Source organism: Ignavibacteria bacterium (assembly GCA_036262055.1).
Lineage (GTDB): Bacteria > Bacteroidota > Ignavibacteria > Tepidaquicellales > Tepidaquicellaceae > DATAJP01.
Map to the genome: position 1 here is coordinate 703,210 of DATAJP010000003.1, position 14,740 is coordinate 717,949.

A 14,740-nucleotide genomic window follows, 5' to 3' on the forward strand; every position below is an offset into this window, starting at 1 on the left:
GAAATATCAAAGCAAAGGAAAAAAAACCTGAAATGCTCCTCGTTTTCCAACAAAAAAAGTTTCTGAAAGCTGCATTTTTCTATTGCTTTTTTAAATAATTATGCTGAATTTCATAAAGGTTTTTAATTAAAATGCTCCTTGTAGCAAAACTATGAAAAATCAATTTATTGACATCCTCAGAACTTTAAACAAAGACGAGGTAAAAAACCTGCTTTTATTCGTCGATTCGCCATATTTCAACAAAAGCGAACGTTTAATCAAACTTTTCAGAGAGCTTGTTAAAATCCACCCTGATTATAACAACATAACCTCCGAAGAAATTCACAAACGGGTCTTTCCTCATTTAGAATATAATGATTCTACGATGAGAAGGTTATTTTCCGATTGCGATAAAGTTCTTAAGGAATTCCTTAAATATGTAAATTACGAGAAAAATGCCTTCAGAGTTAATGAAATTTACAGGGAAGAGTTAACCGGAAGAGCATTATCAGAGCTCCAAGCTGCAAATACGTTCGAAATGGAGAATATGTTTAACCAAAATGGGATGTTCGAAGACCTTTACTTCTTATATCGTTCGAATTTTGAAGCCGATAATTCCGTATTCTCATATATAAATAAAAAGCTTATAAAAACAGGTAAAGTTCGCTCTGAAATTGAAAACCTCTCCAATTCAGCAAATTATTTATTTATTTATTTTCTTATAAGAAATATAAAGTTATTTATTAACATAAAAAACTACCAATCTTTATATTCAACAAGCACAAATGCTGATGATATTAAAGCTACAATAGAAAGAATTTTCAATCTATATGGTGAGGAAGAAATTAAGAAATACTTCATCATCAAAAATTATGATTATTCTTTCATTTACACTATATATTTGCACTTATTCAAAGCTTTTGCATATCCGAACGAAAAAGGACATTATTTTGAGCTGAAATCCTTACTTAATAAGAACATCGATAAATTTATCATTTATGAACGACAATATTTAGTCAAATCTTTAATCGCATATTGCGACGTAATGAGGAACCATCCTGATAATCCTAAAATGAAAGAGCAGTTTGATGATGAACTGATATATTTATATGAGCTTACTCTTAAGAAAAAGTACTATGCAACAGGTGCTTCACCTTATTTATCATTGAACATATTCAGAAATATTTTAATCATTGCAATAAATTCCGGAAAAATAAAATGGGCGCAGAAGTTTATCAAGATTTACTCGGACAAGCTTAATCCAAAACAAAAAGAAGACGCTGTTAATTATTCTTACGGAAGATTGCATTTTGCACAAAAAGACTATGCAAAAGCATTGACTTATTTTAATCAGCTGCAGACAAACGATGCTAACTTAAGAAACGATGAAAAGAATATGGCTCTCATAATCAACTATGAACTTGGAAACTTTCAGAATCTTGATTATTTATTACCGGCTCACAAAAAATATTTCAAGCGCAATACACTTCTTTCAAAAGACAGGAAGAAATTCTACCTTACATTCAATTCTTTCTTAGACAGGCTGAACAAACTTAACGGCTACAGAAACTTTATTTATATCAACAGGTTCATTGAGGATATAAAAGCGACTCCGACTTTGCTATATGGCAGCTGGTTTAAGGAAAAGGCAAACGAACTTTTAGTCGAAAGAAGAAAAACAGCATAATTTTAAACCCTCATTTTAGTAAAATATCACTTTAAAATAAGCATGCAAATGCTTATTTTAGAGTGTTTTGATAGACAATATCTCTCCTAAAAATCCCATTGGAATATTCGACTCAGGAATCGGCGGTTTGACCGTTGCAAAAGCTGTTTTTGAACAACTCCCGTCTGAAAATATCATATATCTTGGCGACACAGCACGTCTTCCGTATGGAACAAAATCACGCGAGACAATAATACTTTACTCCATAGAGTGTGTAAAATTTCTGCTTAAGAAAAAAGTTAAGATGATAGTTGTTGCCTGCAATACGGCTTCTTCCGTTGCGCTGCCTTTTATTAGCAAGATAACAAAGATTCCGGTTATCGGTGTAATAGAGCCGGGCTCAAAAGCAGCATCCGAAAACACGCGCAATAACAAAATAGGAGTCATCGGAACTTTAGGAACGGTCAAAAGCAAAGCATATGATAAATTTATTCAGCGGTATAATAAAAAAGCGGATATAAAATCACAGGCATGCAGTTTGTTTGTGCAGCTAGCTGAAGACGGCTGGACCGATAACAAAATTGCAGAGATGGTAGCAAACGAATATCTTGCGGATTTTAAAAAATCAAAAATCGATACTGTGATTCTCGGATGCACGCATTATCCGGTGCTTAAAAATACAATTTCAAAAGTTCTCGGTAAAAACATAAAATTGATTGACTCAGGAAACGAAGCGGCAAAAGAAGTGAAAAAAATTCTTGAGAAAACCAATATACAGAACCCAAGCAAAAAAATCGGCTATCATAAATTTTATGTTACTGACTTCCCCAATAAATTCAAAGAAATTTCCGAAAGATTTTTAGGAAAAAATATTCGAGACGTTAAAAAAATCAAACTAAACTAAATAAAATGCAAGAGGAAGAAGTATTAAAAATCTTCAGGCAAACGGGAGCGTTTCTTGAGGGTCATTTCATTCTTACTTCCGGACACCACAGTCCACATTATTTTCAATGCGCGAAAGTTCTTCAGTACCCTGAATACAATTCTTTATTTGCATCTCACATCGCTCAGAATTTCAAAGACAAAAAAATTAACGTTGTCGTTACACCCGCGGTTGGAGGAATTGTTCTCGGAACTGAAGTCGGAAGACAGCTAAATTGCAGAAGTATTTTTGCCGAACGAGAAAATGGAAAAATGAAGCTTCGCCGCGGATTTGAAATAAACAAAGGTGATAATGTGCTTGTCTGCGAAGATGTTGTAACAACCGGAGGAAGCGTATTTGAAGTAATCGACTGCGTTAAAGAAGCAGGAGGCAAACTAACAGGAGTGGGTTACATTATTGACAGAAGCAATGGTAAAGTAAACTTCGGTGTTGAACAGTTTTCGCTTACAAAAATAGATGTGATAAAATACAAAGAAGATGAAATACCTGACTGGTTGAAAGAAATTCCTGTAACGAAACCGGGCAGCAGAAGCCTGAAATAACGTCATCGTGTCATCCTGAACGCAGTGAAGGATCCCATTATTTTTTAAAAAAAGAGATTCTTCGCATAGCTCAGAATGACACGGAAATATTTCTCAAAAATTTGAGTTTTTAATCACGTCTTAATTAATTAATTTATAATCCTTACTATAATCGTTAACATAACAGCATAATGGATTTTAAACTTTCAGAAAGAGAGCTTGAAGTAAAGAAGCTTGCGCGTGATTTTGCGGAAAATGAGATTGCTCCCGTAATAATGCAATATGATGAATCGCAGGAATTTCCCATGGACATTGCAAATAAACTCGGTGAGATGGGATTTCTTGGAATTATTTTTCCCGAGGAATATGGCGGAGCAAATTTTTCACCGCTCGAGTATTGCATCATAATAGAAGAGATTTCAAGAATTGACCCGTCAATGGGATTAACAATTGCCGCTCATAACGGCTTATGTACAAACCATATTTACAGTTTCGCAAATGATGAGTTAAAGAAAAAATATTTACCTGATTTAACTTCTGGTAAAAAACTTGGTGCATGGGGTTTGACTGAAAACGTTTCGGGCAGCGATGCAGGCGGAATGGCAACAACAGCGGCTAAGAAAGACGGACATTATGTAATCAACGGCAGCAAATTATTTATTACTCACGGAAGCGTCGGCGAAACTGCAGTTGTTACTGCGGTAACCGATAAATCAAAAGGCAACAATGGTATTTCAGCTTTTATTTTAGAAAAAGGATGGAAAGGTTTTAATGTCGGGAAAAAAGAAAACAAGCTTGGAATGCGTTCATCTGATACAGCGGAGTTGATTTTTGAAAACGTGGAAGTTCCTGCAGAAAATTTAATCGGTGAAGAAGGTCAAGGTTACAAACAAGCATTGCAGATTCTTGACGGCGGAAGAATTGCAATTGCAGCTTTATCAGTCGGTATTGCGCAAGGTGCTTTTGATGCATCAATTAAATATGCAAAAGAAAGAAAACAGTTTGGCAAGCCGCTTTCGGATTTTCAGGGAATACAATTCAAGCTTTCAGACATGGCTACTGAAATCGATGCAGCAAGATTGCTTACTTACCGGGCAGCCTGGCTTAGAGAGCAGGGACAAGATATTTCACTCGCCGCATCAATGGCAAAGTATTTTGCAAGTGAGATTGCTACGAAAGCAACTAACGAAGCAATCCAGATTCACGGCGGATATGGGTTTATCAAAGAGTTCCCGGTTGAAAAACTTTACCGTGATGTTAAGCTTATGACAATCGGAGAAGGGACTTCGGAAGTTCAGAAAATGGTTATTGCAAGAAAAATTCTGACGATGTTTTAATAGAGATTTTATTTTTTAGAAGCCCGTCAGATGTTTCACGGGCTTTTTTTATTTATATTATTAACACAGAAAATATATAATGGCTTTTTTTGATAAGTTTAAAAAATTAAAAGATTCACTAACTAAAACGAAGGACGATTTATTCGGAAAAGTTAACCGTTTAGTTAATGCAAAACGGACTATTGATGACGAGTTTCTGCAGGAACTTGAAGCGATTTTTATTTCTTCGGATATCGGGTATGATACAACAGAAAAATTAATTGAAAACATTAAAGAACGCGCAAAGAAAGAAAGATACGATTCTGATGAAGAGCTTAATGCATTGATTAATAATGCCATCAAAGATGTTTTTGCAGAAAATCTTTCGGACTTTAAAACATTTGATTTTAATACAGATAAAAAACCTTATGTAATAATGATTGTAGGAGTGAACGGAGTCGGCAAAACAACTTCAATAGGAAAGCTTGCTTATAATTTTAAGAATGCAGGAAAATCGGTTGTGATTGGTTCTGCAGATACATTCCGTGCGGCAGCAAATGACCAGCTTGATGTTTGGGCTAAGCGCGCAGGAGTTGAGATTGTTCAGAAACCGCAGACAAAAGATCCTGCATCGGTTGCATTTGATACGGTTAAAGAAGCAATCGATAAAAATACTGATGTTGCGATTATTGATACTGCAGGACGATTGCATAACAAATCACATTTAATGGAAGAGTTGAAAAAAGTTAAGCGTGTCATGCAAAAATTAATTCCCGATGCTCCGCACGAGACGTTTTTGGTTATCGATGCAACGACAGGACAAAATGGTTTGAACCAGGCAAAAGAATTTTCACAGGCACTCGGCGGTTTGACAGGAATTATTCTTACAAAACTCGATGGCACTGCAAAAGGCGGCATAGTAATAAAAATAAATCACGATTTGAAAATTCCAGTTCGGTTTATCGGTGTCGGTGAACAGATTGACGATTTACAGTTATTTGACCATGATAATTACGTGAATGCATTATTCGAAAAACAAGAAGCTTGATAGAAATATTTGGAAAACAAAATAAAAATATTATCCCAGTCTTTATCAAATAAAATTGCTGCCGGAGAGGTTGTGAACAGACCTGAGTCAGTTGTAAAAGAACTTATTGAAAACTCTCTTGATGCAGGCGCAACTGAAATCACTCTGGTTATAAAAGAAGCGGGTAAATCTTTAATTCAGATTATCGACAACGGCTCGGGAATGAGTGAAGAAGATGCGTTGATGGCTTTCCAAAGGCATTCTACTTCAAAGATTTCTGCTTATGAAGATTTGGAAAATCTTTTATCGTTCGGCTTCAGGGGCGAAGCGCTTGCATCGATTTGCTCTGTTTCACAGGTTGAGCTAAAAACAAAAACTGCAGAGCAGGAACTTGGAACAATTATAAAAATCGATGGTAATGAAATTGTTGAAACTACAAAAGTTTCATGTGAAAACGGAACATCGATTTCGATTAAGAATTTATTTTTTAATACACCCGGCAGAAGAAATTTTTTAAAGTCCAACCAGACTGAGTTTAAACATATTTATGAGTCATTCATTAAGCTCGCGATTTCAAAACCGCAGGTGGCGTTTCAGTTTATAAATAACGACGACGTTTTATTTGACTTAAAACCATCGATTTTAATTGAAAGACTCGAAAATATTTTCACGAAGAATCTTACAAACGAGTTAATTCCCGTTGAGAATAATCATTCCATAATCAAAGTAAACGGGTTTATTTCAAAACCAAACTTCACAAAAAAAGCAAAGCAGGACCAGTATTTTTATCTCAATAACAGAATTATAAACAGCAAAAATTTGAATTTTGCAGTTTATTCTGGATACGATGACTTGATTGAAAAAGGAGATTATCCTTCTTTCTTTTTGTTTATTGATATAATTCCATCCAAGGTTGATGTAAATGTCCATCCATCGAAGCTCGAAGTAAAATTTGATAATGAAGGAGCGGTATTTGGCTTCATAAGAAACTCAGTGAAAGAAGCTTTGCGAAAAGCGGATTTGGTTTTTGAAGTTAAGTTCGATGATACATTGAATTTACAAAATTCGAATGAGGTTTTATCGAAACAAAATTCAGGTTTTAAACCTGCAAATGATTTTACTGAATCGCGATTTACTTTTGCAAAAACATCGTCGCAGCCTGCTGAAAATTTTTCAAATAAAAAATCAGGTGTAAATATTCATTCCATTTTTGACGCAACAAAGAAGTTTGAAGAAAAACCGGATACTTTTACCGAACAGCCGCTTGATGAAAACACAAAAATTCATCAAAGAAAACCTGAAGAAGAAGCATTTAATATCTGGCAGTATCAGTTAAAGTATGTTATGTGCCAGACTGAAACGGGATTAATGATAATCGACCAACACGCGGCACATGAAAGAGTCTTATATGAAAAAGCGTTGCTTTGGCTGGAATCGCAGTCGTCGTTTTCACAGCAATTGCTGATTCCCATTAAAGTTGAACTGACAAAAATTGATTATCAAATTGCGCAAGAATTGAAATACGAGTTACAAAATCTTGGATTTAATTTTAATTCACTTAAAAATGATGTCATTGAATTAATCGGTTTGCCTTCTGACGTTCGACTTGGCGACGAAAGAAAGATTTTTCAGGAATTGCTTGACCAATATAAAGACTACGAACTAAAATTAAATCTCGAGAAACGTGATAATCTTGCGAAATCATTTTCTTGCAGAAGCGCGATAAAAACGGGAGATAGACTCACGGTTCCCGAAATGACAACCCTTGTAGATAATCTTTTTGCATGCAAAATGCCATACGTATGCCCCCACGGAAGACCCACGGTCATCAGAATCACCACGGACGAATTAGACAGACGTTTTAGTCGCACATAATTTAAAGTTATTACAAAAAGTAAATATTTGCTTTTAACACAAAAGCACTAAACCACAAATCTTTTAAACTTATTTTGTGTTTTTGTGATTTCGTGTTTAACCTTTTAATTCACAACTATGCTTGATTTAAAAATTGATGCGGACATAACACTTGCCGAGACTTTGCCTGCTGAGTTTTACAGAAGCAAAGAGATTTTTGATTTGTCAAAAGAAAAAATCTTTGCACGAACCTGGCAGTTTGTTGGTGATACCGAGATGATAAAAATCCCGGGTCAATGTCATCCTGTGAGTTTGCTTGAAGAATACCTCAATGAACCGATTTTGCTTACTCGAGATTATGACGACAAGCTTCATTGCATTTCAAATGTCTGCACGCATAGAGGTAATTTATTGATAGAAGCTCCATCGAATTTAAAAGCATTGAAATGCCGTTATCATGGACGCAGGTTTGACTTAGACGGCAAATTCAGATTCATGCCTGAATTCGATGAATGCAAAAATTTTCCAAGCGAAAAGGATAACCTCAATCAAATTCCCTTCGATATCTGGCAGAATTTTATTTTTGTTTCGCTTAATCCAAGCGCGCCTATGAAAAGCTTTATTAATGACATGCAAATGAAAGTTCATTGGTTTGATTTTGACAGGTTAATTTTCGAACCTTCACGCTCAAAAGATTATATTGTTCGTGCTAATTGGGCATTGTATGTGGAAAATTATTTAGAAGGATTTCATATTCCGTTTGTTCATAGCTCTTTGAATGATGTTTTGAATTACGGGGAATATTATAGCGAGCTTTATCCATTAAGCAATCTTCAGCTTGGCATCGGCAAAGCAAGCGGAGAGAATTTTAAGCTTCCGGATTCAAGTGAAGACAAAGATAAAAATGTTTCCGCTTATTATTTCTGGGTATTCCCTAATATGATGTTTAATTTTTATCCTTGGGGACTTTCTATTAACATAATCCGGCCTCTGGCAGTGGATTTGACTAAGGTTTCGTTCCTTACTTATGTATCAGATCCGTCGAAATTGGAGAAAGGTGCCGGTTCAGGATTGGATAGAGTTGAAAGAGAGGATGAATCTATAGTCGAGGCAGTTCAGAAAGGAATGAATTCGAGTTTTTATTCAAGAGGAAGATACTCACCAAAACGCGAAAAAGGCGTGCATCATTTTCATAGGTTGTTGTGTGAGTTTTTGAACAACTGAAGTCATTCCCGCGAAGGCGGGAATCCCCGGTCACGCATCGAGCAGTCTTCGATGATAATTTATTTGTCCGATGTGATATGCAAGGTGCGCAATTAGTATGCTTGTAACATAACCAATGTCTTTATGCTCACCAAAATAATCCTTGGGATAAACCGTAAACAGAATCTCAACATCAGTCTTAGTAAAAAAATCATTCAGCATAGATTTCGTATCATTGATTTTCTTTATCAGCTCTTCCCTGCTAACTCCCTTATCAGAAAATTCATTATCACGCTTTCTTTCATAATCTGTATGCATTAAAGTAGCGCCGATATAATGGTTGAGATTACCGCAGATGTGCAATGTTAGATTACCGGGAGAGTTTTTGATATCGCCTTTTACCAACCATAAATTTTCCTCATTTTTGTATGCATTTATTTCTTCAACTAATTGTTCTAAGTGCTTTTCGAATAAGGATGTTAAGTCAGCTATCATAAAATTTTATTTTAATAAAACTTAGGGTATGAATGAGGGGCTGTTTCGTTCATGATTTCATAAACTGCCTTGAACACATCTTCAGAGCTTGGCTTAGAGAAATAATCTCCGTCTGTTCCATAAGCCGGACGATGCGCCTGAGCTGCAAGACATTTCGGAGGTGAATCCAGATATTGATAACCTCCCTGCTCGTCGATTATCTGCTGCATCATAAAAGCAGATGAACCTCCGGGAACGTCTTCATCAAAGAATAAAACTCTGTTGGTTTTCTTTAATGATTCTATGATAACCCCGAATCTATCAAACGGAATTAAGGTCTGAACGTCGATTAGCTCGACTGATATATCAACTTCTTTTAGCTTTTCGATTGCAGCTTTAGCAATGTCCACACATGCACCGTAAGTAACGAGAGTAATATCCGTTCCCTGCTCAAGAACTTCAGGCATTCCGAGCGGAATTGTCATCTCGGAAATGTTTTCAGGTAACCTTTCTTTCAAACGGTAAGCGTTTAATCTCTCTACAATAAGTCCGGGTTCATCGGATTGTAAAAGTGTATTATAAAATCCTGCTGCTTGCGTCATGTTTCTCGGAACGCATACATACATTCCGCGCAGACAGTTAATCACTGTTCCCATTGGCGAGCCGGAGTGCCAGATACCTTCGAGACGATGCCCGCGGGTCCGCACGATTAACGGAGCTTTTTGTCCTCCTTTGGTTCTATATTGAAGACACGCAACATCATCACTTAATATTTGAAGAGCATAAAATAAATAATCAAGATACTGAATTTCAGCAATCGGTCTTAAACCGCGTTCAGCAGCTCCGATACCCTGACCTATGATTGTAGCTTCACGAATTCCCGTATCTGTAATCCGCAAATCACCATATTTCTTTTGCATACCCATCATACCCTGATTAACGTCGCCGATGTTTCCTATGTCTTCGCCAATTGCAAAAACATTCGGATACTTTGCAAACATTCCGTCAAAAAATTTATTCAAAATTTCATAACCGTTTAAAACAGGAGAATCATCTTTATATACCGGCTTTACCTCATTAACTTTTAAAGCATTCTCAGAAGATTCGCTGTATAAGTATGAGCTATATTTTTCAAAATTTGCTTCAGCATATTTTTTATTCCATTCAATCAATTCATTTCGTGATTCGGTATCTTGATTTCTCGTGATTCTCAGAACATCATATATCGCCTGAACAATCGGCTTTCTGTTAAAATCGAGACTTTTTTCCAAAGAAGTTTTTATTGATAAAATCTTTTCAGATTCGGAACTTGATGAAGCAATCCTCTCGAACAAAGCACATACTTGTTTTTTCTCATCATTAATAGGAGTAATATATTCTTTCCATGCTTCCTCCTGCATTTTCTTAACATACTTTTTCGCATCATCTTCGATTTTAGCAAGCTCTTCTTCGGTTGCAATTGCATTTGCAAGAATCCATAACCGCATCTGTCGAATACAGCAATATTCATTTTCCCAATCGAGACGCACTTTATCTTTATAACGCTCATGTGAACCGGAAGTTGAATGTCCCTGTGGTTGTGTCACTTCATATATGTGGAACAAGGCAGGTATGTGATTTTTGCGAACAAGCTCGATTCCTTCAGTGTACATTTTTACAAGACCTTCATAATCCCAACCTTTGCATTTAAAAATATAATATCCCTGCTTTGATACATCATCATATTCAAAGCCCTTGAGAATTTCTGAAATATTTTGCTTCGTAATCTGATATGAGTTTGGAACTGAAATTCCGTAACCGTCATCCCAAACAGAAATCGCCATCGGAATCATCAAAACTCCCGCTGCGTTTATTGCTTCGAAGAACATTCCTTCGGCACAGCTTGCATTTCCGATTGTTCCGAATGCAACTTCGTTTCCTTTATTTGAAAATTGTTTATATTGATGAAGCTCTGGATTGTTTCTATATAATTTAGAAGCGTATGCCAATCCGACTAATCTCTGCATCTGGCTTCCGGTAGGTGAAATATCAGCCGATGAGTTTTTCATCTGCATTAAATTCTTCCAGTTACCGTTTTCATCAAGCAAGCGTGTTGAAAAATGCCCGTTCATCGAACGCCCTGCAGATGACGGCTCAAGCTCAACATCGGGAGTTGCATAAAGCTGCGCAAAAAAATCTTTAACGCTTGACTGCCCGATTGCGAACATAAATGTCTGGTCACGGTAATATCCGGAACGGAAATCTCCGTTCTTGAATGCCTTTGCCATTGCAATCTGAGGCACTTCCTTTCCGTCGCCGAAAATTCCGAACTTTGCTTTACCTGTAAGCACTTCTTTTCTTCCGAGCAAAGATGCCTGACGGCTTTCATTTGCAAGCTTGAAATCGGCAAGAACTTCCTTTTTATAATCTTCGAACGAAACTTTTTTCTTTGTAGATTTAGCTTTAGTTTCTTTTTTCATTAATATTAATCAAAATAAATTCAGTCAAAATTGATGTAGAACTAAAGATACGAAAATTAAAAGAGTGGTTAAATGGCAATTGGAAGGGAAATTCTTTTTATTCGATGTGTATTTTTAATATAATTAGTTAAAACATCTGCAAATATTTTATGTCCTTTTTCATTTACATGAGTTAAATCACCGCAATAATAACTTAAAGTATCTTCGTTAAAGAGTGACATAAAATCAACAAAGGTAATATTTTCTTTCTGCAGTTTTTTCATGACAAATGCATTAAATTTTTTTGCAAGCATATCTTCAAAAAAATTATTAGGACGCGGAACAGCGCCGGCAACTATAAGCCGTATATTTTTCTGAAAACAATACTCATTAATTTTTTTTATAAGATTCAAATATCGTTTCATCGAAAAATATGCATTGCCTAAAGCAACCCCAACAATATAATTGAGGTTGCTCAAATTAAGCAATGAATTATTAACCTGGCGGGGTTTGTTTGATATTTTATGAACAACTTTCAATTCCGTTTCATCGGCATCAGACATTCCTGCAATAAAAAGATTAATTCTTTTCTCTATCTTATTTTCCGATTCAAACTTATAATATAATTTGCACAAGTGGATAAAGGGTTCGGCTCGCAGATGAAAAATCAGAATATCAGGATTTGCTTCAAGTGCTGAGATAATTATTTTGTTAAAACAGCTTGAAAGTCTCTCATATCTTATCAAATCTATATTTACTTCCTGTTGAAGCTCACTTTGAAGCCGTGTTTTTAACATTGAATGATATAATTCATCAACATTTTGCTGAAATAAAAAACATCCACCCGCAATAGATATATTCATAGCTAATAATTTACATTCATAAATTTTTTTGCCGCAATGTATTCCTGAGGGGAAATTAACTCGCCAAAATTATTTTTGATAGAAAAACCTTTCCGGATATTAAAATCTTTTTTGAAATTATTCAATAATGATTTAGCAAATACACCTCTGTTAAGTTTTTTAGATTTTGTAAAGGATATATCTTCCGATTTATGATTGTTTAAATTAAGACACAAATTAATCTGTGCGGTGGTTAGCGTGATTTGTCCTTTCTGGGAAAAATTATATCCGGTAAATCTTTTCAAATTTCTTATGAATCCATAGTTATGTTCAAGTTTAAGGTATGGGGAATTAATAAATCCTAATTCAGTGTTTTTCAAAGTATCATAAAAATTATTAACCCATTTCCAGTATTGTTCGTCCTCCTGATGTTTAAAAGGAAAAATATTTTGATTAAGATTATAATCACAATGTCCGAACGCAATCATTTTAACTTTGGGATTTTTTTTCGATACTATGTCATTAAGATTTTGCAATCCCTCCGAACATTCGATTATCGGAATAAAATTATTCACGCCTATTTTATTTTTTTCAAATTCAAAAATAGTTGCGGATACCTCATCATGGCTCTTACATTTAGGAACGAATACCGAATTAAATTTATTTCTGAGACTTGTCAATAATTCCAAATCTTCATTAAATTCCGGACTTAATATAGAGTTTACTCTAATACCGAACTTTAATTTTGAATTAAAAGAAGAAAAGAAAGAATACAGCAAACGCCTGTACTCTTTCTTTATATTGAAGGAATTTTGAGGGTTAAAAAAATCCGTAATACTGTCTTCTATATCCACGCAAACAGTCAATCTTTCAGACAAAGGGATTCTATCAAGAAATAATCCGAAATCAGAATCCCTTAGCTTTGTGAAATGAAATATGGAAATTTCGTTGCTCAAATTATTTACATTATTTGATAAGCAGCATTCTCATTGTTTTTAAATAATCACCTGCAGTCATTCTGCAAAAATATATACCTGACGGGGTATGATTTGCATTCCATGTAACGTTGAACCTTCCGTTTCTCATTTCCTGATTTACCAGAACTGCTATTTCCCTTCCGAGTAAATCAAAAACCGTTATATTAACAAATCCCGTTTTGGGAACGTCAAACTCAATATTAGTTGATGGATTGAATGGGTTCGGGAAGTTTTGATATAAATTATATCTATTCGGATTGATTAAACCGAGTTGCTCGATTCTGTTTGTATAGATAACGGTTCTTTTAGCGCATATATTAGAAAATGTCAGACTATCCTTTGAATAAACAACCCACATTGCCATAGAATAAGGTGAATTATAAATTCCATTATTAATGGTTAAAGTTGTATTCTTTGATGAATCGCCCAAAGTAACGGAATCAGATGCAGAATTAAAATTGCCTCTTAATAATTTTAGTTTGAGGCTATCATTTGTTTTATATGAATAGGAGCCAAGATTATAAATTGCTGCCTCACCCATATTATCGGTAATGATAGGATAAAAATAATTATCGAAATTTTGAGTAGCATATGGAGATTGAGGTACAATCTCTGTTTCTTTCTGCGAAGCAGAATTATTGTACATATTAATAATTGTTCCTCTTATATGTGATTTGCCATTTTCAATTCTTTCATATACTGCTACAAGATTTCCCCAATGATTTCCGAAAATAATTGAAGTTTTATTATCATAAGTTGCAGAAACAGTATCGGGACCTAACCACACAGAATAAGCGAGCATTCTATGACAATAAACATCATTCTGATTGTTTGCCTTTCTGCGGTTATACGAGATAAGAATTTTTGAACCGCTGCCCTCAGCTTTTCCACCAATTCTCGGGGCAGAACAATAAGCTGTGTCAGCTTGTGTAAGATTAAATGAATATGTTGTTTGTAAATTCTGAACATTTATATGCTTATACTGTATATCGCCGTTATTTTCATATACAACCGCAAATAAATCAGCACCATAATTATAAACATCTGGTTTATACTTATTACCTTCCGAAGTATCGATAGCAAAGACTTCACTCCACCCTGCAGAGTTAAAAGCTTTTGCATATATCCAGGATTTTCCATTTCGAAATGATTCCCAAACAATTAATGCTCTTGCTATTGTGTCCCCAAAAGAAGAAACCCTTGTGTATGCAATTGCAGGGTTCGTGTTCATGTATGAATCGTTTGTTACATAAGTTACTTGTGTGCTAATGGTGTCACTTCCTGCTCTTAGCATACAAATGTTTGAACCTGACGGAATATGTCTCTCAAAAACAATCAACTCATATCTTAATGGAAAATTATTAAAAAATCTTTTATTTCCGAAACGAGGGTTCAAATCTGTAAAACCACTTGTCACGGTATATTGAGGCGACAAGGGCTGTGCCCCCAGACTGCTGCTGAAAAAAATTAATATAAAAAGAAAAATTTTTCTCATCCTAT

Annotated in this window: 12 protein-coding genes; 7 read left to right on the plus strand and 5 right to left on the minus strand. The window is 35.1% G+C overall.

Annotated elements, in window-relative coordinates; all coding sequences use genetic code 11:
• The first annotated feature begins 151 nt into the window (after positions 1 to 151).
• The 7 genes from VHP32_10215 (at position 152) to VHP32_10245 (ending at position 8,530) form a co-directional block, all read left to right on the plus strand.
• The gene (locus VHP32_10215; protein ID HEX2788271.1) at positions 152 to 1,666 is read left to right on the plus strand and encodes a hypothetical protein; all 1,515 of its coding nucleotides are present in this window, start codon (positions 152 to 154) and stop codon (positions 1,664 to 1,666) included.
• Positions 1,667 to 1,733: 67 nt separating this feature from the next.
• Positions 1,734 to 2,549, plus strand: a complete 816-nt coding sequence (gene murI / locus VHP32_10220) for a glutamate racemase (protein ID HEX2788272.1) — start codon at positions 1,734 to 1,736, stop codon at positions 2,547 to 2,549.
• A 5-nt stretch (positions 2,550 to 2,554) separates the two neighbouring features.
• Complete coding sequence (pyrE, locus tag VHP32_10225) at positions 2,555 to 3,130, plus strand: orotate phosphoribosyltransferase (GenBank protein ID HEX2788273.1); 576 nt, start codon at positions 2,555 to 2,557, stop codon at positions 3,128 to 3,130.
• A 170-nt stretch (positions 3,131 to 3,300) separates the two neighbouring features.
• Positions 3,301 to 4,446: an acyl-CoA dehydrogenase family protein gene (locus VHP32_10230; protein ID HEX2788274.1), complete on the plus strand. Its 1,146-nt coding sequence runs from the start codon at positions 3,301 to 3,303 to the stop codon at positions 4,444 to 4,446.
• Between the two features lie 79 nt (positions 4,447 to 4,525).
• The gene (gene ftsY / locus VHP32_10235; protein ID HEX2788275.1) at positions 4,526 to 5,473 is read left to right on the plus strand and encodes a signal recognition particle-docking protein FtsY; all 948 of its coding nucleotides are present in this window, start codon (positions 4,526 to 4,528) and stop codon (positions 5,471 to 5,473) included.
• Between the two features lie 9 nt (positions 5,474 to 5,482).
• On the plus strand, positions 5,483 to 7,327 hold the full coding sequence (gene mutL, locus VHP32_10240) for a DNA mismatch repair endonuclease MutL (protein ID HEX2788276.1): 1,845 nt from the start codon (positions 5,483 to 5,485) through the stop codon (positions 7,325 to 7,327).
• A gap of 117 nt (positions 7,328 to 7,444) precedes the next feature.
• The gene (locus tag VHP32_10245; protein HEX2788277.1) at positions 7,445 to 8,530 is read left to right on the plus strand and encodes an aromatic ring-hydroxylating dioxygenase subunit alpha; all 1,086 of its coding nucleotides are present in this window, start codon (positions 7,445 to 7,447) and stop codon (positions 8,528 to 8,530) included.
• Positions 8,531 to 8,560: 30 nt separating this feature from the next.
• Here VHP32_10245 and VHP32_10250 read toward each other — a convergent pair whose 3' ends face one another.
• The 5 genes from VHP32_10250 to VHP32_10270 all read right to left on the minus strand — a co-directional run bounded on the left by VHP32_10250 (position 8,561) and on the right by VHP32_10270 (position 14,735).
• Complete coding sequence (locus VHP32_10250; protein ID HEX2788278.1) at positions 8,561 to 9,004, minus strand: DUF1572 family protein; 444 nt, start codon at positions 9,002 to 9,004, stop codon at positions 8,561 to 8,563.
• An 11-nt stretch (positions 9,005 to 9,015) separates the two neighbouring features.
• On the minus strand, positions 9,016 to 11,442 hold the full coding sequence (locus VHP32_10255) for a thiamine pyrophosphate-dependent enzyme (protein HEX2788279.1): 2,427 nt from the start codon (positions 11,440 to 11,442) through the stop codon (positions 9,016 to 9,018).
• Between the two features lie 68 nt (positions 11,443 to 11,510).
• Positions 11,511 to 12,284 carry an SGNH/GDSL hydrolase family protein gene (locus VHP32_10260; GenBank protein HEX2788280.1) on the minus strand — a complete coding sequence of 258 codons (774 nt, stop codon included), beginning with the start codon at positions 12,282 to 12,284 and terminating at the stop codon, positions 11,511 to 11,513.
• Positions 12,285 to 12,286: 2 nt separating this feature from the next.
• Complete coding sequence (locus VHP32_10265) at positions 12,287 to 13,219, minus strand: aldolase/citrate lyase family protein (GenBank protein ID HEX2788281.1); 933 nt, start codon at positions 13,217 to 13,219, stop codon at positions 12,287 to 12,289.
• 10 nt (positions 13,220 to 13,229) lie between these two features.
• Positions 13,230 to 14,735, minus strand: coding sequence for a T9SS type A sorting domain-containing protein (locus VHP32_10270; GenBank protein ID HEX2788282.1), 1,506 nt, complete (start codon positions 14,733 to 14,735; stop codon positions 13,230 to 13,232).
• Positions 14,736 to 14,740 lie beyond the last annotated feature (5 nt).